Source organism: Thermophilibacter mediterraneus (assembly GCF_900119385.1).
In the GTDB taxonomy this organism is placed as follows: domain Bacteria; phylum Actinomycetota; class Coriobacteriia; order Coriobacteriales; family Atopobiaceae; genus Thermophilibacter; species Thermophilibacter mediterraneus.
On record NZ_FPKO01000009.1, the window covers coordinates 769710 to 793535 of the forward strand.

Below are 23826 nucleotides of genomic sequence, written 5' to 3' on the forward strand. Positions count from 1 at the left end.
ACGAGGTTGGAAACCCCGTGCTGAGAACCCCAAGAGTTTAAGGAGTGAACATGGCAGACAAGTACGTCCCCCGTCTCAAGGAGCAGTATTTCGCCACGGTGCGTGACGAGCTCCAGAAGCAGTTCAACTACACCAACGTCCACCAGATTCCCAAGATCGAGAAGATCGTGGTGAACATGGGCGTCGGCGAGGCCGCCACGGACGCCAAGGCCATCGACGGCGCCGTTGCCGACCTGCGCGCCATCACCGGCCAGCAGCCGCTCGTGACCCACGCCCGCAAGTCCATCGCCACCTTCCACCTGCGTGCCGGCATGCCCATCGGCGCCAAGGTCACCCTTCGCGGGGACCGCATGTGGGAGTTCTTCGATCGCCTCATCTCCATTGCCATCCCGCGCATCCGCGACTTCCGCGGTATCTCCCCGAAGAGCTTCGACGGCCGTGGCAACTTCTCCATGGGCGTCACCGAGCAGCTCATCTTCCCGGAGATCGACTTTGACAAGATCGACCACACCCGCGGCATGGACATCACCATCGTGACCACCGCTCAGACCGACGAGGAGGGCAAGGCGCTTCTCAAGGCCTTCCACTTCCCGTTCAAGGCTGAGTAGGTCAATAATCAAAGGCTGCCCCGCCGAGGCGGGGCGACTGGAATGAACTGAAGGAGGATTTGTGGCTAAGACATCGATGATCGTCAAGGCTCAGCGCGAGCCGAAGTTCTCGACGCGCAAGCAGTACCGTTGCCAGCGTTGTGGGCGTCCCCACTCCGTCTATCGCAAGTTCGGCCTCTGCCGCGTCTGCTTCCGCGAGCTTGCGAGCAAGGGCGAGCTTCCTGGCGTCCGCAAGGCGAGCTGGTAGGACGCAGCTGGGGCTCTCGCGTCTAGGCGCCTGCGCCACGGGTGCAGACGAACCGGACACGCAGGTTCATCATTACCGAAGGAGAAGGATCCATGAAGATTACTGATCCCATTTCTGACATGCTGACGCGCATCCGCAACGCGAACGCAGCCAACAAGCCGGAGGTCTCCATGCCTTCGACGAAGGTGCTCGTCGAGGTTGCCCGCGTCATCTGTGAGGAGGGCTACATCGCGGGTTACGAGGTCGAGGACACGACCCCGCAGAAGACCCTGCACGTGACCCTCAAGTACGGCGCGCGCCACGCCAAGGTCATCCGTGGCATCCGCCGCATTTCCAAGCCGGGCCTTCGCATCTACTCCACCGCGGACAAGCTTCCGCGCGTGCTCGGTGGCCTCGGCACCGCCGTTATCTCCACCTCCAAGGGCATGATGTGCGACCGCGACGCCCGCAAGCAGGGCATCGGCGGCGAGGTCATCGCCTACATCTGGTAACTCTCGGCAGGAATGAAAGGAGACAACCGTGTCTCGAATTGGTAAGCAGCCTGTCCAGGTTCCCGCCGGAGTCACTGTGACAGTTGATGGCACCACCGTTACCGTCAAGGGCGGCAAGGGCGAGCTCACCCGCACCTTCTCCGACCTCATCAAGATCGAGAAGGAGGGCGAGGAGCTCCACGTCGTCCGCGTCGACGACAGCACCGCCTCCAACGCGCAGCAGGGCCTCACCCGCACGCTTCTCCACAACATGGTGGTCGGCGTCTCCGAGGGCTTCGAGAAGAAGCTCGAGCTGACCGGCGTCGGTTACCGCGCCGCGCTCAAGGGCAAGGATCTCGACCTCTCCCTTGGCTACTCCCACCCCGTGATCTACGTCGCTCCCGAGAACATCACGTTCGAGGTGCCCGACAACACCCACATCAACGTCAAGGGCATCTCCAAGGAGCAGGTCGGCCAGGTCGCCGCTGAGATTCGCATGAAGCGTCCTCCCGAGCCGTACAAGGGCAAGGGCATCCACTACGTCGGCGAGCACATCCGCAGGAAGCTCGGTAAGGCCGCCAAGTAGCTGAGTGTGAGAAAAGACCATTACCCCGTCAGGTAATGGCACGTCTAAGGAGAAGGAATGAACAAGCAGCAGGCGAAGAAGGCCGGCCTGAAGCGCCGCGAGCGCCGCGTCCGCGCCAAGATCTTCGGCACCGCTGAGCGTCCGCGCCTCAGCGTGCACCGCACCAACGCCAACATCTACGCTCAGGTCATTGACGATGCCGACGGCAAGACCATCTGCTCCGCCTCGACCCTCGACCCCGAGTTCCGCGCCACGGGCAAGCTCGGCTCCAACAAGGACGCCGCCACCTTCGTGGGCGAGCTCGTCGGGAAGCGCGCCGTGGAGAAGGGCGTCACCGAGGTCACCTTCGACCGCGGTGGCCGCATCTATCACGGCCGTGTCAAGGCTCTGGCAGACGGTGCCCGCAGCGCGGGCCTGAAGTTCTAGGAGGATTCAATGGCACGAGATCGTAAGCGCCAGCAGGACACGGATCTTCAGGAGCGCGTCGTCTACATCCACCGTGTCTCCAAGACCGTCAAGGGCGGTCGCCGCATGTCCCTCGTCGCCCTCGTCGCCGTCGGTGACGGCAAGGGCAACGTCGGCCTCGGCATGGGCAAGTCCGCCGAGGTGCCCCTGGCCATCCAGAAGGGCATCGAGGACGCCAAGAAGAACATGTTCAAGGTGCCCGTCACCGAGCACGGCACCATTCCGCACACCGTCGAGGGCCACTATGGCGCCGGCCGCGTTCTGATCAAGCCGGCCATCGAGGGTACCGGCGTCATCGCCGGCGGCCCCGTGCGTCCGCTCTTCGAGCTCGCGGGCATCACCAACGTGCTCTCCAAGTCTCTTGGCACCAACAACGCCATGAACATCATCAAGGCTGCCGCCGAGGGCCTCAAGGAGCTCTCGAGCCCCGAGCAGACCGCCGAGCGCCGCGGCATCACCGTTGGCGAGATGTTCTGCGGGAAGGAGAACTAACGATGGCTCAGTCCCTCAAGATCAAGCTCGTTCGCAGCGCCGTCGCCTCCGTCAAGAAGGACCAGACGGCCACCTGCCGCGCCCTTGGCCTCCGCAAGATCGGCGACGAGGTCGAGCAGCCCGACAACCCGAGCATTCGTGGAATGATCTTCAAGGTCAAGCACCTTGTCACCGTGGAAGAGAACTAGGAGTCACTCATGCAGCTCAACGATCTGCGTCCCGCTGAGGGCTCGCGCAAGAACCGCAAGCGCATCGGTCGCGGTAACTCGTCCGGCCACGGCACCACCGCTGGCCGCGGCAGCAAGGGTCAGCTGTCCCGCTCCGGCGGCGGCAAGGGCAAGGGCTTCGAGGGTGGCCAGCAGCCGCTCGCGATGCGCCTCCCCAAGCTCCCCGGCTTCATCAACCACAACCGCGTCGAGTACGCTCCGGTCAACGTCTCCCGTCTTGAGACGCTGTTCGCCGACGGTGACGTGGTGGACGCCGAGTCCCTGGTTGCCAAGGGCGTTCTGAAGCACAACTATATTCCCGTGAAGGTCCTCGGCGACGGCGAGCTGACCAAGAAGCTCACCGTCAAGGTGGACAAGGTCTCCGCCTCCGCTCAGGCTAAGATCGAGGCGGCCGGAGGAAAGGTCGAGCAGGCGTGCTAAAGGGAATCGCCAATGCGTTTCGCATTCCGGAGCTTCGGCAGAAGCTGCTCCTGACGGCGGGCATTCTCCTGCTCTACCGTTTCGGTGCGTATCTGCCCGTTCCGGGTGCGCCGTTCCAGGACCTGCTTGGTGCCTACCAGGCGGGACTCTCCTCGAGCGGTGCCATGGCCGTGCTCAACCTCTTCTCGGGTGGCGCGCTTTCCCGCATGTCCGTGTTCAGCCTCGGAATCATGCCCTACATCACCTCGCAGATCATCCTGCAGCTGATGCAGGCGGTGATTCCGTCCCTTGGCGAGCTCGCAAAGGAGGGCGAGGCCGGTCAGCGCAAGATCACGCAGTACACGCGCTACCTCACGATCGGCCTCGCCCTGCTCAACGCCGTCGGCTACCTGTTCCTCTTCAGGAGCTACGGCGTGAGCCTCGCCAACGCCGGCGCGCCCGAGATTCTGATGGACATCGTGGTCGTCTTCACGATGGTCGTCGGCGCCATGATCATCATGTGGCTCGGTGAGATCATCACCCAGCGTGGCGTGGGCAACGGCATGTCCCTCATCATCTTCGCGAACATCATGTCCGGCCTCCCGACCTCGCTCATCAGCTCGGTCACCTCAGCCGGCAACATCGTGCTGACCGTGGTGACGCTCGTCGTCATCATCGCCATCATCCCGATCATCGTCTATGTTGAGCGCGGTCAGCGTCGCATCCCGATTCAGTACGCGAAGCGCGTCGTCGGCAGGAGGATGATGGGTGGTCAGAGCACCTATCTCCCGATCAAGGTGAACACCGCCGGTGTCGTTCCGATCATCTTCGCCTCCGCGATTCTCTACCTGCCCGCGCAGCTTGCCGTCTTCTTCCCGACGGTCGACTGGGTGCAGGCCGTCGCGAACGCGCTCTCCTCGGGCTGGATCAACTGGGTGCTCTCGATCGTCCTCATCGTCGCCTTTGCCTACTTCTACTCCTCGATGGTCTTCAATCCCGCAGAGACCGCCGACCAGCTGAGGAAGCAGGGGGGCTTCATCCCCGGCGTCCGCCCGGGCGCTGCGACCGCGGCCTACATCAAGAGCACGATCGACCACATCACGCTTCCCGGCGCGCTGTTCATGGCCGTCCTCGCCGTTGTTCCGACGATTATCTTCTGGTTCACCGGCAACCCGCTCATCCAGGCCTTTGGCGGCACGTCGATCCTCATCATGGTGAGCGTTGCCATGGACACCCTCTCGTCTATCGAGAGCCAGCTCAAGATGCACAATTACGACGGCTTCTTCAAGTAGCGGTCGTTAAGGGATGTGAATCAAGACGAGGGAAAGGCGGTTGGCATCATGAATATCGTGCTACTCGGAGGCCCCGGCGCTGGTAAGGGGACGCAGGCCCAGAAGCTTGTGGAGGAGTTCGGCTTTGCCCACATCTCCACGGGCGACCTGCTTCGCGCCGCCATCAAGGAGGGGTCGAAGCTTGGCAAGAAGGCCAAGGGGTACATGGATGCCGGCCAGCTCGTTCCCGATGACCTCGTCATCGACCTCGTCAAGGAGCGTCTCGAGGCCGACGACGCGCAGGGCGGCTTCATTCTCGACGGCTTTCCGCGCAACACCGCGCAGGCCGTCGCGCTTGACTCCGAGCTCTCCATCATGGAGCGCACGCTCGATGCCGCCCTGCTCGTCTCGGTCGACCCTGACGTCATCGTCAAGCGCCTGAGCTCCCGCCGGACCTGCCGCTCCTGCGGCTACACGGCTCCTGCTGGAACCGAGACCTGCCCGCGCTGCGGCGGCGAGATGTATCAGCGCGACGATGACAAGCCCGAGACCATCCAGCATCGCCTGGACGTGTATGCCACCCAGACCGCGCCGCTGGTCGAGTACTACAAGGGACACTCGATTCTTAAGGAGGTTGACGGAGACCGCCCCGTTGACAATGTGTACGCGGACGTCAAGGCGCTCCTGAACCTATGATCAACATCAAGTCACCCGTTGAGATCGAGCAGATGAAGGCCGCCGGGGCGCTGTCCAAGGCGGCCCTTCGTCGTGCCGGGGCGCTGATTCGACCCGGCGTCACCACCAAGGAGATCGACCAGGTCGTGGAGGGCTTCATTCGCCTCCATGGCGCCGTCCCCACCTTCAAGGGGTATGGCGGCTTCCCCGCGAGCATCTGCTCCTCCGTCAACGAGCAGGTCGTTCACGGCATCCCCTCGCCCTCGACGGTTCTCCAGGACGGGGACATCATCTCCATCGACACCGGGGCGACCTATCAGGGTTGGGTCGGTGACAACGCCTGGACGTTCTATGTTGGCGAGCCGAGCGAGGAGTACCGTGCGCTGTGCGAGTGCACGCGCGACTGCCTCAAGGCGGGCATCGAGCAGGCCGTTCCGGGCAACCACCTCGGCGATATCGGGGCTGCGGTGCAGGAGCTTGCCGAGTCCAATGGGTACGGCGTCGTACGCGACTATGTCGGCCACGGCGTCGGTCGCGTGATGCACGAGGACCCCGAGGTCCGCAACTACGGCAAGCGGGGGAGGGGCGTCCGCCTCCAGGCCGGCATGGTCATCGCCATCGAGCCCATGATCACCCTCGGAACCTACCAGTGCATGACGCTCGCGAACGGGTGGACCGTCGTGACGCGTGACGGCAAGCCTGCCGCGCACTATGAGAACACGGTCGCCATCACCGAGGATGGCCCGGTGATTCTCACCCAGGACGAGCAGGGTCCCTGGTGTCCCATGCAGGGTGGCGCCGAGCAGTAGACCCTCTTCACGTGTCAGTCAGGGGCGTCGGAGAGCGTCGTCAACCGCGAGGCGGTTGGCTGCGTGGTCTGACGCCCCTGTTGTCTGCGCTTGTGTGCGAATGATGCAGCATGGACGTCCGTGTGAAGTTTAGGTATGATTATTGGTCGCTGTGGCAGCGTTGAGAGGGAAGAACATTGAGCAAGCAAGATGCCATCGAGCTTGAGGGCAAGGTCGTCGAGCCTCTGCCCAATGCCATGTTCAACGTGGAGCTCGAGAACGGCAAGACCATTCTCTGCACCATCTCCGGCAAGATTCGGATGAACTATATCCGCATCCTTCCGGGCGACAGGGTCGTCGTCGAGATCTCGCCGTACGACCTCACGAGGGGCCGAATCACCTACCGCTACAAGTAGGGGTCCTTCTCAGCTTTGGATATTCACGCCAGCGGCTGGGCGATGACATAGGTTCGTATCAGCACGATCAGAAAGGCAGACGCATGAAGGTACGTCCTTCGGTCAAGAAGATGTGCGACAAGTGCAAGATCATTCGTCGCCACGGCAAGGTCTACGTCATTTGCGAGAACCCGCGCCACAAGCAGCGTCAGGGCTAAGGAAGGAGCTTCAAGTTGGCCCGTATTAACGGCGTCGACCTGCCGCGCGAGAAGCGCGTCGAGGTCGGACTCACCTACATCTACGGCATCGGCCAGACCAGCGCCACCAAGATCTGCGCTGAGACCGGTGTTAACCCGGACACCCGCGTCAAGGATCTGACCGAGGATGAGGTCACCAAGATCCGTGACTACATTGACGCCAACTTCACCACCGAGGGCGACCTTCGCCGCGAGGTGAGGCAGAACACCGCCCGCCTGATGGAGATCGGCTGCTATCGCGGCCTCCGTCACCGCAAGGGCCTCCCCGTCCACGGTCAGCGCACCCACACCAACGCTCGCACCCGCAAGGGCAAGAAGCGTCAGATCGGTGCCAAGAAGAGGGGCTAGGGAGTAGACAATGCCGCAGAAGAAGAACGCTCGCACCACGCGTATCCGCCGCTCCGAGCGCAAGAACATCGCCGTGGGCCAGGCCCACATCAAGAGCACGTTCAACAACACGATCGTCTCGATCACCGACCCCCAGGGCAACGTGATCTCCTGGCAGTCCGGCGGCACCGTCGGCTTCAAGGGCTCCCGTAAGTCCACGCCGTTCGCCGCTCAGCTCGCCGCTGAGGCCGCTGCCAAGGCGGCCATGGAGCACGGCCTGCACAAGGTCTCCGTCTTCGTCAAGGGCCCCGGCTCTGGCCGCGAGACGGCGATCCGCTCCCTCCAGGCCGCCGGCCTCGAGGTTTCGGGCATCCAGGACAAGACCCCCATCGCGCACAACGGTTGCCGTCTGAGCAAGCGTCGCCGCGTGTAGCTAGGAGGAATATCAATGGCTATCGATAGGACCCCGGTCCTCAAGAGGTGCCGTCAGCTCGGCATCGACCCCGTTGTGATGGGCATCAACAAGACCTCGAACCGCGAGCCGAAGCGTCGTCGTCGCCAGGAGAGCGAGTACGGCATCCAGCTCCGCGAGAAGCAGAAGGCCAAGTTCATCTACGGCGTTCTCGAGAAGCAGTTCCGTGGCTACTACAACAGGGCCATGAAGCTCGAGGGCATCACCGGCGACAACCTGATGACCCTCCTCGAGTGCCGTCTCGACAACGTCGTCTTCCGCCTTGGCTTCGCCCGCACGCGCAAGGAGGCCCGTCAGACCGTCCGTCACGGCCACATCACCGTGAACGGCAAGCGTGTTGACATCCCCTCCTACCAGGTCAAGTCCGGCGACGTCGTCGCCGTTGCCGAGAAGGCCCGCGACCTGCTCCCCATCAAGGAGGCCCTCATCTCCTCCGAGCACATGGCCGTTCCCGCCTGGCTCGAGGTTGACATCGAGAAGCTCAAGGGCACGGTCCTCCAGCTGCCGACGCGCGATCAGATCGACCTCGACATCGACGCGCAGCTGATCGTCGAGCTTTACTCCAAGTAAGCCCGACTAGTTTTGGAGGTAGCAATGTCCGAATTCATCCGACCCCAGGTGTCGGTCGAGGAGATCAACGATCACCTTGCGCGCGTGAGCGCAGAGCCGCTGGAGCGCGGCTATGGCGACACGCTCGGCAACTCGCTGCGCAGGGTCCTGCTGTCCTCGCTCTCTGGTGCAGCGGTCGAGGCCATCCAGATCGATGGCGTTCAGCACGAGTTCACGACGGTCGATGGCGTCTATGAGGACGTCACCGACATCGTTCTCAACGTGAAGGGGCTCGTGTTCCGCTCTATGGGCACCGGCGACGAGGCCGAGGCGAGCATCTCCGTCGACGGCCCCATGACGGTCACCGGCGGCGACTTCGCCGTCCCCGCTGAGTTCGAGCTTGTGAATCCCGACCACGTTATCTGCACCCTCGGGGCCGGTGCGCACCTCACCATGAAGATGCGCATCGGCGTCGGTCGAGGCTACGTGTCCGGTGAGGACAACGAGCGTGAGAGCGATCCGATCGGCATCATTCACGTCGACTCGCTCTACTCGCCCGTGCGTCGCTGCGCGAAGGCCGTCGAGGCCTGCCGCGTCGGCCGCCACACCGACTACGACCGTCTCGTGCTCGAGATTGAGACCAACGGCTCGATCTCCCCGCGCGACGCCATCGTCGAGGCCGCCAACATCATCAATCAGCACATGACGGCCTTCATGAGCCTCGCCGACGAGAACGAGCCCGTCGAGGACGCCTCCATCTTCTCGACGGGTGCCGTCGAGGACAACGTCGAGCTCGACAAGCAGATCGAGGACCTCGACCTCTCCGTGAGGTCGTACAACTGCCTCAAGCGTGCCGGCATTCACTCGGTTCGCCAGCTCGTGGAGTTCTCCGAGAACGACCTTCTCAACATCAGAAACTTTGGCGTCAAGTCCATCGAGGAAGTCAAGGACAAGCTCGAGACCATGGGCCTGTCCCTCAAGGCCTAGGCGCAGCCGGATTTAGGAGAAGCAAGAAATGCGACACAACAAGAAGAGGGGCATGAAGCTCGGCACCGACGCCAGCCACACCAAGGCGATGAAGAAGAGCCTCATCCGCGCCCTGTTTGAGAATGACCGCATCAAGACCCTCGACCAGCGCGCCAAGGCCATCCGCCCTGACGTCGACAAGGTCATCACCTGGGCCAAGAAGGGCGACATCGCCAGCCGTCGCCTTGCCATCGCCAAGGTGGGCGACAAGGAGCTCGTCCGCGAGGTCTTCGAGAAGGCCGCGCAGGGCATGTGGGCCGACCGCAACGGCGGCTACACCCGCATCATGAAGCTCGGCCCCCGCAAAGGCGACGCCGCTGAGGTCGTGATCATGGAGCTCGTCACCGAGCCCGTCTCGCCCAAGGCTGCCCCCAAGGTGACCAAGGTCGAGGCTGCTCCCGTTGAGGAGCCCAAGACCGAGGAGACCGCTGAGTAGCGAGTTCCTCGCATCGCACGCTTGGGCCCTGGCATGTGCCGGGGCCCTTTTTCTGTACGGATGGCATTGGGGGGAGGGGACGGCGTGATCGTCGTGACCGATGCGACACACCGCTACGGTAGCGTGGAGGCGCTGCGTGGAGTATCGCTTCTCGTCGCCCCGGGGCAACGCGTCGTCATCCTCGGGACCAACGGGTCCGGCAAGTCGACGCTGGCGCGACTGCTCAACGGGAGCCTCCTTCCAAGCAGCGGCAGCGTCGAGGTCGACGGCGTTTCCTCGTCGCCCGAGACGACGAGGCGCTTGGCAGAGCTCGTGGGGTACGTGCGTCAGGACCCTAGGAACCAGATCGTGAGCCCGGTCGTGTCGGACGAGGTCGCCTTCGGCCCACGCAACCTTGGCCTCTCTCGTCCCGACGTGCTCTCGCGCGTGGACGAGGCGCTTGAGGTCTGCGGCATCTCTCACCTGCGACACCATATGACCACGGAGCTCTCGGGGGGACAGCAGCAGCTGCTCGCCCTTGCGGGGGTGCTCGCCATGCGTCCGCGCTATCTCGTGCTTGACGAGGCGTGCTCGCAGCTCGACGAGGCGACGCGGCGCCGCGTGCGGGCCATCGTGCGCGACTGTCGCGAGCGCGGGGTTGGCGTGGTCGAGGTGGCCCACTTCGCCGAGGACGTGGCAGGGGCCGATCGCGTCCTCGTGCTCGAGCGGGGGCGCCTCGCCTGGGAGGGCGAGCCGGGCGGGTTTTTCCTCAGCCCCGGCGCGCTCTCGAGCTCCGGGCTTCGTGACGACCCGCTTTCGCCCGTCCTCTCGTCCCTTGCCGCCTCTGGCTGTGACCTTACGGAGCCGCTGGACGAGAAGGACGTCGTGCAAAGACTTGGGGTGAGCGGCGCACCGAGCGACCGGCTCACCGCACCGTCGCCGGCGGCGGATGAGGCCGACGAGGCGCCTGCTGCGCACGAGCTCTGCCTGCGGGACGCCTCGCTGAGTTACGGGGACACGGCCGCCCTCGTTCGCGCGAACCTCTCGGCAACGGGCGTCACGCTGCTGCTGGGCGCCTCAGGGTCGGGCAAGTCGACCGCGGCGCGCCTGCTCTCGGGGGTTCTCGCGCCCGACGATGGCAGCGCGGAGCTTGACGGGGGGCGCGTGCGGGCCGGGCGCATCGGCCTCGCGTTCCAGCGCCCCGAGGACCAGCTCTTCTCCGACACCGTCATCGACGACATCGCCTACGGCCCTCGCATGGCCGGACACGGGGACGAGGCCACGCGCGCGGAGGCCATCGACGCCGCGCGGAGGCTGGGCGTCGGGTCCGACGTGCTCGGCCGCTCGCCCTTCGAGCTCTCCGGCGGGCAGATGCGCCGGGTGGCGCTCGCAGGGGTGATCGCCGCCGGGCCGAGCGCGTACGTCTTCGACGAGCCGACGGCGGGGCTCGACGCGCCCTCGCGGCGCGAGGTACGGGAGCTCGTCTCCGACCTTGCTGCCGGGGGCGCCCCCGTCGTGGTGATAACCCATGACGCGGCGGAGTGGATTGACGTGGCGCGCCGCGTCGTGTTTCTCGCGGGGGGTCGCGTGACGGGCGACCTGCGAGCGTCCGAGGTTCGGGCGAACCCCGCCCCCTTCGAGGCGGCGGGGATGCTTGCCCCGCTCATGGTGAGGCTCCGTGCAGCGGGGAGAGGGGGCGAGGCAGATGCGTAGCCCGGTCGCGCTCGGCGCGTACGTGCCCGCCCGAACGCTTGTCCACGCCATCGACGCGCGCGCAAAGCTCGTCCTTCTCGTCATCGCTACGGTGGCGTCGTTTGCGTCCCCCGCGCCGGTTGGCCTGGCCGTTGCCGCCGCGGGTCTCGTCGTCGCGCTCGTGGCGAGCAGGACCTCGCCCCGTGCCGTCCTGCGCGGCCTGCGCCCGGCGGCGCTGCTCCTCGCGGTCTCGGTCCTCGGTAACGCGGTGGTGCTCGTGGGGCAGCCCGGCATCTCGCTCGCGGGGCTCTCGCGCAGCGTCACGGTGGTGCTGAGGGTCGCGCTCGTGGTGGGCTTCGCGCTGGTCTTCTCGTCCACCACGCCGCAGCCCGCGATCGCGGACGCCCTGGCGGCGCTCATGGCCCCGCTCTCGCGCGTGGGGGTTCCGGTGACGTCAATCGCCATGTCCGCCTCCATCGCCCTGCGGTTCATTCCGATCACGGGGGAGGAGCTCCATCGCATCCGCTCCGCCCAGCGGGCGCGCGGGGCTCGATTTGACGAGGGGGGCGTCCGCGAGCGCCTGGCGGTGTGGCGGCAGGTGCTCGTGCCGCTCGTGGTGGCGCTCTTCCGACGCTCGGACGAGCTCGCGCGCGCCATGACGGACCGGTGCTACGCGGGGGAGCAGACGACGCTTCTCGGACCGCTCCCCCCGCGCGACCGTGCGCTCGTGGCCGTCGGGGTCGCGTGGGCCGTGGTCTGCGCGCTGTTCTGAGCGACGTACCGCCATCCCCTATCATGGGGAGGAGGATAAGAAAGGATTTCCCATGCCCGATGGTGCCACCCTCGTCGTGAAGCACGGCTACCGCGGAGCGGGCTTCTGCGGCTTTGCCGAGCAGCCCGGAGCGCGGACGGTCGCCGGTGAGCTGCGCCGTGCGCTCGAGACCGCGCTGCGTCGTCCTGTGGAGCTCACTTGCGCGGGGCGTACCGACGCCGGGGTGCACGCGCTCTCGCAGTACGTGAGCGTTCCGGTGACGGAGGGCGAGGCGGGGCTGCCCGGCACGCGGCTCATGCGCAGCCTTGTGGCGCTCACCCCCGACGACCTCTCGGTGCGGGCGCTCCTCAGGGCGCCTGCGGGCTTCTCCGCCCGCTTCGACGCCGTGAGCCGAAGCTACCGGTATCGGATCGCCGACTCGGACGCGCGTCCGGTCCTGGCGTGGGACCACGCATGGTGGTATCGCGGGCGGCTCGACGCGGGCGCCATGGGGGAAGCCGCTCGATGCCTCGTGGGCGAGCACGACTTCAGGAGCTTCTGCAAGGCGTCGTCGGCCGTCGACAAGCCGACCTGCCGCTTCGTCGAGTCCCTCGAGGTGACGCGCGTGGTGGAGGCGGGCGAGGAGCTCGTGGCGATTGACGTCACGGGTAACGCGTTTCTCCACAACATGGTGCGCACCATCGCGGGGACGCTCGTTGAGGTGGGGCGCGGCCACCGTGACCCACGGTGGGTGGGTGACGTGCTCGCCGCCCGCGACCGGACGGCCGCGGGCCCCTGCGCCCCCGCGAAAGGCCTGACCTTCGTCGGGGTAAAATACCCTGAGCTAACTTTGACCCCCTGGGAGTGACCGGGGGACCCTCGGGAGGACCTGACGTGGAGCTTCTTCTTCACGTCCTGGAGCACAGCCTCTGGGACACGCTGCGGCTCGTGCCGTTTTTGTTTGTGACCTACCTCGCCATGGAGGCGCTCGAGCACTCCGCGGCGGACCGCGTGCAGCGCATCGTGGAGCGCTCCGGAAAGGCGGGGCCCGTGGCGGGGGCGCTTCTCGGCGCGCTGCCGCAGTGCGGGTTCTCCGCCATGGCGGCGACGCTGTACGCGGGCCGCGTGGTCAGCGCGGGCACGCTCGTCGCCGTGATTCTCTCGACCTCCGACGAGATGGTCCCCGTCTTCGTGGCGCACCAGGAGCCCGTCGGACGTCTGCTGGCCATCATGGCCGCAAAGGTCGCCGTCGCAGTCGTCGTGGGCTTTGTCGTGGACGCGCTGCTGCGCCTTGCCCGGCGCTCCGGCGACGGGCGCGCCCACATCCACGAGCTGTGCGAGCGCGCGCACTGCCACTGCGACGACGAGCACGACGACCACGGTCACGACCACGGCCACGGGCGCCTCGCGATCGTCCGCTCCGCGCTCGTCCACACCGCGCAGGTCGGTGCATGGATCCTCGTGGTGACGTTTGCGTTCGGCCTCGTGATCGAGCTGGTGGGCACCGACGCCCTCGCGGCGCTGCTCGCCAACCACCCGGTTCGGGCGACGTTCGTCTCCGCGCTGGTCGGCCTCATCCCCAACTGCGGGGCGAGCGTCGCCATCACGGAGCTCTATCTCGAGGGCGTGCTGACAACGGGCCCGATGCTCGCCGGTCTGCTGTCATCGGGTGGCGTGGGCCTCCTCGTGCTGTGGCGCACCAACCCGGACGCTCGCGAGAGCGCGCTCGTCACGGCCTTCGTCTACGCGATCTCCGTCGCGCTTGGACTTTTGGCGGGGTCCTTGGGTATTCTGTTCTAGAGCAACGGAGCCGAGGGCGCGAGGGGGTACGGCCATGGCCAGGAAGCGAGAGAGGTTCGACCGCACCGACGTGCCGCGCGAGAGCCCGCGCCGCAACCTCGTCGGCGCCATCGTGAGCGTCGCCGCGCTCCTCGTGGCGGCGGCCGTGGTCGCGTTCTTCTGGTGGCGCATGAACCTCGAGCGGGTCCTCGAGGTCACGGAGCTCGAGGACGCGCTCGCCTATCCGAGCTCCGCGAGCGTGGTCGACGGGATGGGGTACGCGGTGTCGCCCGACGACATCGAGACCACCCTGCTGCTCGAGGTCGATGACATCGACGCCCAGACGCCCAACCTCGTGTGGGCGCGTGTCCTGGCGGTCAATCACACGAGCGGCACCGCCGCGGTGGCGGGCGTGCCCGTGACCGTCAAGATTGACTTCGACGACCCGGCTGCCCTGGGGGACGTCTGCGTGCGCTCGGGTGCGGCGGCGTGCGCGGAGCTGCTCTCGGAGGCGGCGGGGGTGCCGTTCGACCACGTCATCGTCTCCGAGGGGGACGTGCTCCCGGGAATCGGGGCGCTCTCCGGGTCGGGGATCATCGACCTTCCGACGCAGGCCTCCGAGCTGGTGTCGAGCCTGCGCACCGACATGAGCGACGAGGAGGTCCTCGCGCTGGCGGACGACGTCGCGGCAACGGGCGCGGCTGCCGCGGACGCCCCCGAGGTGGCGCCCGTTCCCGAGACCGTGACCGATGAGACGGGGGCGACGACGGAGACGGGCTCGTGGCTCGTCGACGGCACCCAGCTGGCGCTGACGCTCGGCCTGCTCGTGACGGCCGCCTAGGGCGCTCGAGCCCGCGTCGCGGCAACGTTTTAGGGCCTGCCCCGCAGTTGGATGCCGGCTCGTCCCACTGTGCTCATTTTGCCGAGGCGCGCCCGTGACGTTTCAGCTTTACGTGCGCGCTGATACCCTAGGTATCATGATTTCGCACGGTGCCTAGCAAGCGGGGGGACGCGGGGCGGTGTCGCACTACACGCCAACAAACCCAACGGTCTCGGTGCTCATGGCGGTCCATGACGCCGGGGCGACCGTGCGTCGCTGCGTCGAGAGCCTGCAGGGCCAGACGCTTGCCAACTTCGAGCTCGTGGCGGTGGACGCGGGGTCGGATGACGACACGCTCCGCCAGCTCGAGGCCCTTGCCGAGCGCGACATGCGCGTGCGCGTGGTCCAGGCGGGTCCCTGCAGTCGCCCCGAAGCGCTCAACCTCTCGCTCGAGCGCGCCCGCGGGCGCTACGTGCTCGTTATGGACTCGCGCGGCTGGGCGGAGCGCACCATGCTCCAGGGCCTCGTCGACCTCGCCTCCGAGGGCTCCCTCGAGCTCGCGATGGGCGGCTTCGCGGTCTCCCTGCTCACCGGGGGCGGTCGCTCCGCGTCGATGGAGGCGGCGGGGGAGGATGCGCTCTTCCCGACGCAGCACGACTTTCGCGCCGCCGCATGGGGCCCCTTCGCGTCCGGTCAGATGCTCTCCTCGTGCGCCAAGCTCTTCCTGCGCGAGTACCTGGTGGACCACGAGGTGCGGTTCTCCGCGGGGGGCGGCTTCGACCACGCCTTCGTGATTTCCGCGCTCGCGGACGTGGAGCGCGTGGGGGCGCTCGGGGGAGTGTGCTGCCACGTGGGGCGCCGCCTCGCCCCCTTTCTCGGGAGCGACGCGGCGATGGGCGGCTATCGTCGGCTCGAGGAGGAGCACGACGCGCTTCTCGCCCTCTACCGGCACTGGGGGCTCGAGGGGGACGCGGCCAGCATGGACATGCTGCAGAGCCGCTACGTCGAGCGTTTGCTGGGGTGCATCGAGGGCGTGTGCGGCAAGATGAGCCGCCTGCCGTCCGCGGAGCAGCGTCGCATCGTCGCCACGATGATCGAGACGGACCGAGCCCAGGTGGCGGCGAGCGTCGCCCACCCGCGGGGCAGCGCCGCCCGAGCCATGCTCGCGCCCATCCGCTCGAAGAACGCCGCGCTCGTCTGCGTGCAGACGAGGCTGCTCTCGTTCGTCTCTCCGGGAATCGCCCGAGTGACGCCCGACCTCTTCGCGTAGCCCCGGCGCCCGCGCGGCCCCGCGGCGTCGCCTTTGCCTAGACGAGCGTCGACCCCAGGCCCTCGACCGCGCTCGCGAGCTCTGTCGTCACCCGGTTGGTGACGATGCCGTCGAAGTCCCCCACGTGCGCGTACACGTAGCTCCCGCCCGCGCCGAACTTGTGCTCGTCGACCATGAGCAGGCAGTGGGACGAGTTCGCCATGGCGAGCTGCTTGACCTGCGCGTCATCCCAGAGATAGGTGGTCACCTCGCCTGACTCCACGTCAACGCCCAGCCCGCCGAGGAAGGCACGGTCAAAGCGCAGGGGACGCAGGCAGGCGAGCGTCATCGAGCCCATGAAGCCGTCGAGCTCGGTGTTGACGCTCCCGCCCGTCCCCAGGACCTCGAGGGCGGGGTTGCGCGCGAGCACGCGCAGGATCCCCATCATCGTCGAGACCACCGAGACGTGCTTCGTCCCGGAGGACAAGAGCTCGGCGAGCGCGAGGTTGGTGGTGGAGACGTCAAGGAAGATCGTCTCCCCGGGCTCGATCATATCGAAGGCCTTCTCGGCCACGAGGCGCTTCTCCGCGCTGCGGGCGCCCACGCGCTTGATGACGCTGCGCTCCGGGGGGCTCGAGACGCTCACGGCGCCACCGTAGACCTTTCTCAGGGCGCCCGCAGCCTCGAGCTGCCTGAGATCTTTCCTGATGCAGTCCTCGGTCACGTCAAAGCGTCGGGCGAGCCCGGTCACCGTGACGCGTCCCTCGGCGGAGACGAGGCGGGCGATCTCCTCCTGACGCTCCCTGAGAAACATTGAGACTCCTTCTCACTGCGATGAACTCGTACAAAACAATACCTCATGGATCGCTTGGCCAGGGCTCTGAGACGGCCTCCCAGCCTCAATGGGAGAAAAACAATAGAAATCGATAAGAACTCGACTATAGTGAGCTGAAAATGGGATATACTGGGCCCACTCACGACAGAAGGAGAATGCCATGCTCACGCCTCGCACCGCGCGCATAAAGGAGAGCCTCTTCGCCCGTCCGCGCCAGATCTCGCTCGAGCGCGCGCTGCTCTATCGCGAGAGCTACCAGCAGACTGAGGGACAGTCCCCGGTCATGCGCCGCGCACGGGCGTTCGCGCACGTGCTGGAGTGCCACCAGATCGTGATCGACGGGGACGACCTCCTGGTCGGCAACCGAACGCCCACTCCGCGCGCGGGCGTGCTCTCCCCGGAGATGTCCCCCTACTGGATCATGGACGAGCTCGACGCCTTCCCGGTGCGACCGCAGGACACCTTCGAGGTATCCGAGGAGGACAAGCGCACGTATCGCGAGGTCCTCTACCCCTTCTGGGCGGGCCGGAGCCTCAACGACTGGTACACCGCCCATCGACCTGAGGACGTGGCGGCGGCGGAGAGGGACCGCGTGTTCGCGGTGGCCCAGACGGACAAGGGGCAGGGTCACATCATCGCCGACGTTCCCGAGGTGCTCGGCCGGGGCCTGGGGGACCTGCTGTCCGAGGTCGAGCGCCTCCGCGACGCTGACCCCGGGAATGACTTCCTGCGCGCCGGCGCCCTCTGCGTGGACGCCCTCATTGGCTACGTCCGACGCTACGAGCGCATCGTGCGCGACGCGGCGGCCGGTCGCGAGCCCGCCGACGAGCACGCCACGGTGACGCTGCCCGCCACGCCCGAGCGCGCCGCGGAGCTGGCGCGCCTGGCCGACGTGCTGGGCCACGTTGCCACCGAGCCCTGCCGCGACCTCTACGACGCGCTCCAGATGACGTGGCTTGTGTGCGTGGCGCTGCAGCACGAGTCCAACGCGAGCTCGATCTCGCTGGGACGCATGGACCAGTACCTGCTGCCGTACTACCGCGCGAGCGTGGCGGCCGGAGTCGGCGACGCCGAGGTTCGCGAGCTGCTCCAGTGCTTCTACCTCAAGACCAACACCGTGGTCTTCGTGCGCTCCACCGAGAGCGCCCGCTTCTTCGCGGGCTTCCCCACGGGCTACAACCTCGTGGTGGGGGGCGTGGACGCCGACGGCGCCGATGCCGCCAACGAGCTCTCCGAGCTGCTGCTCGACCTTCAGAGGGACACACGCCTGCCCCAGCCCAACCTCAGCGTGCGCGTGCACGCGGGTTCGCCCGAGACGCTGCTGCGCAAGGCCGCCGAGATCATCCGGCTGGGCGACGGCCTGCCCCAGTGCTTCAACGACGAGGTCAACGTCGAGTCGTTCGCGCGCCGGGGCGTGAGCCTCGCCGACGCGCGCGACTACGCCGTAGTGGGCTGCGTGGAGCTCTCCATCCCTGGCAGGATGTACGGCCTGCACGACATCTGCATGTTCAACATGATGCGCTGCCTCGAGCTCACGATGCGCGAGCACCCCGAGGGCTTCGCGTCCTTCGACGCGCTCGAGCGCGAGGTGGAGCGCACGATCGACCACTACGTCGGGCTCATGGTGCGCGGGTGCAACGTCTGCGACGAGGCCCATCGCGAGACCTCGCCCACCCCGCTGCTCTCCGTGCTCGTGCACGACTCGCTCGAGCGCGGCGCGGACATCACCTCGGGCGGCGCTCGCTACAACCCCTCGGGCGTGCAGGGCGTGGGGACCGCGAACCTCGCCGACTCGCTCTACGTGGTCAAGAAGGCGGTCTTCGAGGAGGGGGCGCTCACGTGGTCCGAGCTGCTCGCGATGCTCGAGCGCGACTGGGGCGGCGAGGGCGACGAGGTCTGGCGGCAGCGCTTCATCAACCGCTACGCCAAGTACGGCAACGACGTCGACGAGGTCGACCAGATTGGCAGGCGCTTCCTCGCGCACTACGGCGAGGAGGTCGAGAAGTACGAGAACCCGCGCGGCGGGCGCTTCCAGCCGGGCAGCTACACCGTCTCGGCCCACATCCCGCTCGGCGCCGCGGTGGGGGCCACGCCCGACGGGCGCCGTGCCGGCGAGCAGCTCGCCGACGGCGGCCTCTCCCCGATGGTCGGGCGCGACAAGAGCGGGCCGACGGCGAGCCTGCTCTCCGTCTCGAAGCTCGAGAACGTGCTCGACACCAACGGGTCGCTGCTCAACGTGAAGTTCTCGCCCTCGACGCTCGAGGGGGAGGCGGGCCTCTCGCGCCTCGTCGCCTACCTGCGCAGCTTCTGCCGGCTGGGCATCCAGCACATCCAGTTCAACGTCGTCGACCGCGCCACGCTGATCGACGCGCAGGAGCACCCCGAGAACCACCGCGACCTCGTGGTGCGCGTCGCCGGCTACTCGGCGATGTTCGTCGAGCTGGCGCGCCCCATCCAGGACGACATCATCAACCGCACCGAGCATCGGCTCTGACAATGATGACAATGGTGTCAGGGCATAGTGTCAACTCCGGCTGTGTCGCCACGGCCACGGTCACCAACGTCCAGCGCTTCTCGCTGCACGACGGCGGGGGCATCCGAACGGTGGTCTTTCTCAAGGGATGTCCCTTCCGCTGCCCGTGGTGCTGCAACCCCGAGAACCTCTCCACCGAGCCGGAGGTCTCCTTCAAGGAGCGCCTCTGCATCCGCTGCTCGCGCCGGGATGGGTCGGCGCTCTGCGCCACGCCCCCCGAGCAGTGCCCCACGGGGGCCAAGGAGCTGCTCGGACGGGTGCGCGACGTCGACGACCTCGTGGCGGAGGCGGCGCGCGACCGCGCGTTCTTCGAGGAGAGCGGCGGGGGTGTCACCGTGTCCGGCGGAGAGTGCCTGATGCGCCAGGACTTTCTCCTCGCATTTCTGGACGCCTGCCACGGGGAGGGGCTCCGCACGGCCGTGGAGACCACGCTCGCGCTGCCGCTCGATGATCCCGCGCACCTCGTTCGCGCCTGCGACGCCCTGCTCGTCGACTTCAAGATCGCGGACCGGGCGCGCAGCCTCGAGGTGACCGGGATCGACCCGGACCTGCGCGACGCGAACGTGCGCTCCGTCCGCGCGCTCGGCGCCCACGTGGTGGCGCGCATGCCGATCATCCCCGGCTTCACCGATGACGACGCCTGCGTGGCCGCGAACGTCGAGAAGATTGTGGGGCTGGGGCTCGAGCGCGTTGACGTGCTTCCCTTCCACCAGCTCGGCGAGGGCAAGTACGACTCGGTTGGCAGGGATTACGCCCTGCGCGGCGTGCCGCAGCTCTCCGACGCTGACGTCGCGGGCGTGGTCGAGCGCTGCGAGCGCGCGGGTCTCACGGTGGTCGTGCACGGCGAGTAGCCCCGCGGTCGCGAGCGGGCGGCACCCGCGGCGCGCCGCCGCCGACTCCGCTAGACGCGGCCCCCGCGACGCCTGCTGCGCAGGGTCTCGAGCGTGAAGCCGATCCCGCCCGTGCGAACGCGGTAGAGCGCCTCCCGCCCGAGGTGGGCGCAGCGCGCGAGCCTCCCTCCGCGGGGCTCGGGAATGCCGCGGACCTCGGCGAACAGGCGCCTGCCGGCGGCTCCGATGGCGGGGCAGCCGAACACGACCTCCTCGCTCAGCCGCTCCATCGAGCTTGTCAGGAGCTCGCGCACGCCCGGGGCGTCGATGCCGGCGCCGCGCACCGTGATGAGGGCGTAGTTGATGCCACGGACAGCGAGCGCCTCGATGACGCGCTCGTCGGTGACGCCCGTGAGCGCCGCGGCGTCCATCATGTCGTTCCAGCGCTCGAGCGGCACGAGCGGGGAGCGCCCGGCGAAGGACTCCGCCTCGTCGAGGTCGCGCTCGCGGTAGCGATACCCGCAGGCGTCGGTGTAGACGATGCGGTCCGTGCCGCAGAGCGACCGCACGAGGAAGGGGTTGTCCGCCCAGCCCGCACCGGGTATCTCCAGGAAGCGGACGTCGCGCTCCGCGAGGTAGCCCCGGCGGTAGAGCGCGGACCAGATGGCGGGGTGGTGGAGCATGAGCTCGATGCCGTCCCCCACGGCGAATGGCTGGCGCGGCGGCCGGACCCGTCCCCGGTACGGGCACGGGACGCAGCGCTCTCCGCCGTCGGGTCCCGGCAGGACGCGCCAGTAGGGCGCCTTCACCACGTCGACCGAGCCCGCCCCGCCGTAGGCGGCCGCGCAGGCGAGCAGGCCCTCGATCCAGTCGGGGTCGACCGTGTCGTCCGGCTCAACGATGGCGACCCACGTTCCCCGTGCGATGGCGATGCCGCGGTTGCAGGAGGCGCCGTAGCCCTCGTTGGGCTTCTCGACCAGCACGTAGCGCGCGTCGCGGGCGGCGTGGGCGCGGGCGATGGCGGCGGAGCCGTCGGTGGGGCCGTCGTTGACGCAGATGATCTCGAGCTCGCGATGCGTCTGTGCCTCCACGCTTGCGAGACACGCGTCGAGGGTCGCCTCGACGTTGTAGATGGGGAGCACGACGGAGACGAGGTCGTGCTCGGTGGATGGTGCGGTGCTCATGTGACCCCTGCCTTCGCGCGTGCGGACGTACCCTATACTATACGGCGGTGCCGCCCGGCACCGCGACCGACGTTCGAGAGGAGCGAGATGACGCGCGTCGCCCTCGTCATCGTGACCTTCAAGCGCCAGGTGCTTCTCGGCGGGCTGCTGGAGTCGATCCTGGGGCTCACCGTCGCACCGTGGCGCGTGGTCGTGGTGGACAACGAGAACTCCCCCCAGACGGCCGAAATCGTGCGGGGCTTCGAGGCGCGCGCGCACGAGCGCTGGGGCCAGACCGACGACGACCCGGACGCCGAGGGCGGCACCGGCCGCGTCGTCTACGACCCCATGCCGACCAATACCGGGGGCTCCGGAGGGTTCTCCGAGGGCGTGCGCCGTGCCCACGACCTGGGGGCCGAGTGGTTCTGGGTCATGGACGACGACGTCGCGGTGCTGCCCGAGGCGCTCGAGGTGCTGGGCCGCTGGAGCGGCGAGGCGGATGCCATCATGGGCCAGCGACGCGACTTTGACGGCGGCCACTTCTTCTGGCAGCACCGCTTCTGGCCGTCCCTCGCGATCTACAACCCGCTCTCGCGCGACGGCTGGCGCGAGGGGGAGCGCTACAAGCTGGCAAACGCGCTGTGCTTCGAGGGAGGGTTCTTCTCGCGCCGGGTGGTCGACCGGGTCGGCCTGCCCGACCCCCGCTTCTTCATCTACCTCGACGACGCGCTCTACGGCTACCTGGCGAGCAAGGTCTGCGACGTCTACTACGTGCCCGACTACGTGCTGAGTCGCCGGCGCGAGGTCGCCAACAAGGGCATCGGCTCGGTGAGGCAGCTCAACTCAACGTCGGACATGACGCGCTACTACATCACGCGCAACCGCGGCTACCTCGCGCGCTACTTCATGCTGTACGGAGACTACAGCGCGCCGGGGTTTGCCCTCGGCACGCTGCTCACCTTTGCCAAGGAGGTCATTCGCCTGGTCATGGTGGACCGCGGAAGCCTGAGGAGCGGCATGGCGCGCCTGGTGGCGGGCCAGCGCGACGCCCGCAAGATCTTGCGCGACCCCGCATGGGAGCCCATGGAGCCCCTGGCGTGACGCGCCCTCGACGCCGGCCCCCGCGGACGCGGCGCCACGGCGGCCCCAAGGCGTACAATGACAGACTGCGAGAAGGACGTTGAGAGGGGAGAGGCCGTGGCGGAGAAGCGCGACTTCCTTGATGACCTGATTGACCTGCAGAGCGACTGGCGCGCTCTCTCCGACATGCCGGCCAACGTGGTGAACTCGCTCGTGGAGGACCCCGAGAACCGCAAGGTCTTCAATCCGGCCGACTACAAGGAGAAGCCCTTCGCCAACTCGAACCGCTGCCTGCGCGTGGCGTCGGGGCGCGAGGACGTGTGCTCGCGCTGCCTCGACGCCTGCCCCGTCGCGGCCGTTACCATCCGCAACAAGTCCGTGCGCATCGAGGACGACTGTCGCAAGTGCGGCCTGTGCGCCGCGGTGTGCCCCACCGAGGCGATCACGACGCGCCGCCACACGCCCCGGCAGGTCTACGACCAGATCGCCCGCGCGGCGTCTGCCTACGAGCAGTGCTACGTGACCTGCACGCGCGCCCTCAAGCGCATCCCCAAGGGCAACGAGGTCGTGCTGGCGTGCGTGGGCGCCGTGCCGCGCGACCTGTGGTTCTCGCTCATGGCGGACTACGGCAACATCAGCGTCTACCTCCCCGTGGGCATCTGCGACCGCTGTCGCACCACCACCGGGGAGGAGGCCTACTCCGACGCCATCGCGACCGCCGAGGAGTGGGCGGACGCGTCGATGGGCCTCGAGGCGGACGAGCGGGACATGACCCACGAGTACACCCGCGCCTACAAGCGCAGCCAGTTCGTGAGCGGTGCGCTGCACTCCGCCGAGCGGCTCGTCACGCGCACCAACCCGGCGCTCGCGGGCGCCCAGGCCGTGGCGAGGAAGATCTCCGACCACTCCAAGCGCCTCGACCAGATCACGCGCGAGCTCGAGTCCGCCGTGGGCGGCAAGACGTCCTCCAACCGGCAGCGCTACCTCACGCAGGGGCGCAAGCTCATGATGGGCGCGCTGCAGCACGACCCGGGTCTCGCCGAATTCGTCAGGCTCGAGGCCCCCGTCTGCGACTCGAGCCTCTGCACCATGTGCGGCGACTGCGCGCAGGTGTGCACCACCCACGCGATCGACGTGGACAAGCGCGGCAACGTGTCCGTGAAGCCCGCGTATTGCGTGAGCTGCGGCGCGTGCGTGACGGTGTGCGAGGACGGCGCCCTCTCCATGGAGCCCATGGACGTGAGCGAGCTCGTGGTGCCCGACAAGGCCGCCGAGGAGATCGCGCGCAAGAAGGCGCAGGCCAAGGCCAAGGCGGCGGAGTACATGGAGAAGGGCAAGGAGCAGCTCGGTCGCGTGGCCGACGTCCTCGAGAAGCTCGACGACGAGTAACCTGTGAATCGGGGACGGCCCCCGGTTCACGGACGG

General features: G+C 67.5%; 30 protein-coding genes. 28 read left to right on the plus strand and 2 right to left on the minus strand.

Annotation, left to right across the window (positions count from 1 at the left end):
* Nucleotides 1-50 precede the first annotated feature (50 nt).
* The 24 genes from rplE to BQ7106_RS08540 all read left to right on the plus strand — a co-directional run bounded on the left by rplE (nt 51) and on the right by BQ7106_RS08540 (nt 15981).
* The gene (gene rplE / locus BQ7106_RS08425; protein WP_072375478.1) at nt 51-608 is read left to right on the plus strand and encodes a 50S ribosomal protein L5; all 558 of its coding nucleotides are present in this window, start codon (nt 51-53) and stop codon (nt 606-608) included.
* Between the two features lie 61 nt (nt 609-669).
* Nucleotides 670-855: a type Z 30S ribosomal protein S14 gene (locus BQ7106_RS08430; RefSeq protein ID WP_072374197.1), complete on the plus strand. Its 186-nt coding sequence runs from the start codon at nt 670-672 to the stop codon at nt 853-855.
* Nucleotides 856-947: 92 nt separating this feature from the next.
* Nucleotides 948-1346 carry a 30S ribosomal protein S8 gene (gene rpsH, locus BQ7106_RS08435; RefSeq protein WP_072374200.1) on the plus strand — a complete coding sequence of 133 codons (399 nt, stop codon included), beginning with the start codon at nt 948-950 and terminating at the stop codon, nt 1344-1346.
* Nucleotides 1347-1374: 28 nt separating this feature from the next.
* Nucleotides 1375-1911 carry a 50S ribosomal protein L6 gene (rplF, locus tag BQ7106_RS08440; protein WP_072374203.1) on the plus strand — a complete coding sequence of 179 codons (537 nt, stop codon included), beginning with the start codon at nt 1375-1377 and terminating at the stop codon, nt 1909-1911.
* A 57-nt stretch (nt 1912-1968) separates the two neighbouring features.
* A complete protein-coding gene (gene rplR / locus BQ7106_RS08445; RefSeq protein ID WP_072374206.1) occupies nt 1969-2337 on the plus strand; it encodes a 50S ribosomal protein L18 in 369 nt (122 codons plus the stop codon).
* 9 nt (nt 2338-2346) lie between these two features.
* A complete protein-coding gene (rpsE, locus tag BQ7106_RS08450; protein WP_072374210.1) occupies nt 2347-2868 on the plus strand; it encodes a 30S ribosomal protein S5 in 522 nt (173 codons plus the stop codon).
* A 2-nt stretch (nt 2869-2870) separates the two neighbouring features.
* Nucleotides 2871-3056, plus strand: a complete 186-nt coding sequence (gene rpmD / locus BQ7106_RS08455) for a 50S ribosomal protein L30 (protein ID WP_072374213.1) — start codon at nt 2871-2873, stop codon at nt 3054-3056.
* 9 nt (nt 3057-3065) lie between these two features.
* Entirely contained in the window at nt 3066-3515 is a 450-nt protein-coding gene (gene rplO / locus BQ7106_RS08460; RefSeq protein ID WP_072374216.1) for a 50S ribosomal protein L15, read from the plus strand.
* On the plus strand, nt 3509-4786 hold the full coding sequence (secY, locus tag BQ7106_RS08465; RefSeq protein ID WP_072374219.1) for a preprotein translocase subunit SecY: 1278 nt from the start codon (nt 3509-3511) through the stop codon (nt 4784-4786). The genes rplO and secY overlap by 7 nt, the downstream gene beginning before the upstream one ends.
* Nucleotides 4787-4834: 48 nt before the next feature.
* The gene (locus tag BQ7106_RS08470; protein WP_072374222.1) at nt 4835-5461 is read left to right on the plus strand and encodes an adenylate kinase; all 627 of its coding nucleotides are present in this window, start codon (nt 4835-4837) and stop codon (nt 5459-5461) included.
* Nucleotides 5458-6249: a type I methionyl aminopeptidase gene (map, locus tag BQ7106_RS08475; RefSeq protein WP_072374225.1), complete on the plus strand. Its 792-nt coding sequence runs from the start codon at nt 5458-5460 to the stop codon at nt 6247-6249. Before BQ7106_RS08470 ends, map begins: the two co-directional genes overlap by 4 nt.
* 176 nt (nt 6250-6425) lie before the next feature.
* Complete coding sequence (gene infA / locus BQ7106_RS08480) at nt 6426-6644, plus strand: translation initiation factor IF-1 (RefSeq protein ID WP_072374229.1); 219 nt, start codon at nt 6426-6428, stop codon at nt 6642-6644.
* A gap of 83 nt (nt 6645-6727) precedes the next feature.
* On the plus strand, nt 6728-6841 hold the full coding sequence (gene rpmJ, locus BQ7106_RS08485; protein WP_013252436.1) for a 50S ribosomal protein L36: 114 nt from the start codon (nt 6728-6730) through the stop codon (nt 6839-6841).
* Between the two features lie 15 nt (nt 6842-6856).
* Nucleotides 6857-7228: a 30S ribosomal protein S13 gene (gene rpsM, locus BQ7106_RS08490; RefSeq protein WP_072374232.1), complete on the plus strand. Its 372-nt coding sequence runs from the start codon at nt 6857-6859 to the stop codon at nt 7226-7228.
* A gap of 10 nt (nt 7229-7238) precedes the next feature.
* Nucleotides 7239-7640, plus strand: coding sequence for a 30S ribosomal protein S11 (rpsK, locus tag BQ7106_RS08495; RefSeq protein WP_072374235.1), 402 nt, complete (start codon nt 7239-7241; stop codon nt 7638-7640).
* 15 nt (nt 7641-7655) lie between these two features.
* On the plus strand, nt 7656-8249 hold the full coding sequence (rpsD, locus tag BQ7106_RS08500) for a 30S ribosomal protein S4 (RefSeq protein WP_072374238.1): 594 nt from the start codon (nt 7656-7658) through the stop codon (nt 8247-8249).
* A 24-nt stretch (nt 8250-8273) separates the two neighbouring features.
* Nucleotides 8274-9215: a DNA-directed RNA polymerase subunit alpha gene (locus BQ7106_RS08505; RefSeq protein ID WP_072374241.1), complete on the plus strand. Its 942-nt coding sequence runs from the start codon at nt 8274-8276 to the stop codon at nt 9213-9215.
* Between the two features lie 28 nt (nt 9216-9243).
* Complete coding sequence (gene rplQ, locus BQ7106_RS08510; RefSeq protein WP_072374244.1) at nt 9244-9690, plus strand: 50S ribosomal protein L17; 447 nt, start codon at nt 9244-9246, stop codon at nt 9688-9690.
* A gap of 84 nt (nt 9691-9774) precedes the next feature.
* On the plus strand, nt 9775-11382 hold the full coding sequence (locus BQ7106_RS08515) for an ABC transporter ATP-binding protein (RefSeq protein ID WP_072374247.1): 1608 nt from the start codon (nt 9775-9777) through the stop codon (nt 11380-11382).
* On the plus strand, nt 11375-12133 hold the full coding sequence (locus BQ7106_RS08520; RefSeq protein WP_072374249.1) for an energy-coupling factor transporter transmembrane component T family protein: 759 nt from the start codon (nt 11375-11377) through the stop codon (nt 12131-12133). Before BQ7106_RS08515 ends, BQ7106_RS08520 begins: the two co-directional genes overlap by 8 nt.
* Nucleotides 12134-12185: 52 nt before the next feature.
* Nucleotides 12186-12980, plus strand: coding sequence for a tRNA pseudouridine(38-40) synthase TruA (truA, locus tag BQ7106_RS08525; RefSeq protein WP_072374252.1), 795 nt, complete (start codon nt 12186-12188; stop codon nt 12978-12980).
* Between the two features lie 26 nt (nt 12981-13006).
* On the plus strand, nt 13007-13912 hold the full coding sequence (locus BQ7106_RS08530; RefSeq protein ID WP_072374255.1) for a putative manganese transporter: 906 nt from the start codon (nt 13007-13009) through the stop codon (nt 13910-13912).
* A gap of 34 nt (nt 13913-13946) precedes the next feature.
* Nucleotides 13947-14732, plus strand: a complete 786-nt coding sequence (locus tag BQ7106_RS08535; RefSeq protein WP_072374259.1) for a hypothetical protein — start codon at nt 13947-13949, stop codon at nt 14730-14732.
* 220 nt (nt 14733-14952) lie between these two features.
* Nucleotides 14953-15981 (plus strand): glycosyltransferase family 2 protein, encoded by a 1029-nt coding sequence (locus BQ7106_RS08540; RefSeq protein WP_072375480.1) that lies wholly within the window; start codon nt 14953-14955, stop codon nt 15979-15981.
* A gap of 37 nt (nt 15982-16018) precedes the next feature.
* Here the strand turns inward: BQ7106_RS08540 and BQ7106_RS08545 are convergent, their stop codons facing one another.
* Nucleotides 16019-16774, minus strand: a complete 756-nt coding sequence (locus tag BQ7106_RS08545; RefSeq protein ID WP_072374262.1) for a DeoR/GlpR family DNA-binding transcription regulator — start codon at nt 16772-16774, stop codon at nt 16019-16021.
* Between the two features lie 181 nt (nt 16775-16955).
* Between BQ7106_RS08545 and BQ7106_RS08550 the strand changes: the two genes are divergently transcribed.
* Both BQ7106_RS08550 and BQ7106_RS08555 read left to right on the plus strand, forming a co-directional pair.
* Entirely contained in the window at nt 16956-19289 is a 2334-nt protein-coding gene (locus BQ7106_RS08550) for a formate C-acetyltransferase/glycerol dehydratase family glycyl radical enzyme (protein WP_072374264.1), read from the plus strand.
* Nucleotides 19290-19300: 11 nt separating this feature from the next.
* Entirely contained in the window at nt 19301-20179 is an 879-nt protein-coding gene (locus BQ7106_RS08555) for a radical SAM protein (RefSeq protein ID WP_420855284.1), read from the plus strand.
* Between the two features lie 50 nt (nt 20180-20229).
* Here the strand turns inward: BQ7106_RS08555 and BQ7106_RS08560 are convergent, their stop codons facing one another.
* The gene (locus BQ7106_RS08560) at nt 20230-21342 is read right to left on the minus strand and encodes a glycosyltransferase family 2 protein (protein WP_072374267.1); all 1113 of its coding nucleotides are present in this window, start codon (nt 21340-21342) and stop codon (nt 20230-20232) included.
* A gap of 87 nt (nt 21343-21429) precedes the next feature.
* Here BQ7106_RS08560 and BQ7106_RS08565 point away from each other — a divergent pair, with 87 nt between their 5' ends.
* Both BQ7106_RS08565 and BQ7106_RS08570 read left to right on the plus strand, forming a co-directional pair.
* Nucleotides 21430-22422: a glycosyltransferase gene (locus BQ7106_RS08565; RefSeq protein WP_083526981.1), complete on the plus strand. Its 993-nt coding sequence runs from the start codon at nt 21430-21432 to the stop codon at nt 22420-22422.
* A 57-nt stretch (nt 22423-22479) separates the two neighbouring features.
* Nucleotides 22480-23790, plus strand: coding sequence for a 4Fe-4S binding protein (locus BQ7106_RS08570; protein ID WP_240307467.1), 1311 nt, complete (start codon nt 22480-22482; stop codon nt 23788-23790).
* Nucleotides 23791-23826: the final 36 nt, after the last annotated feature.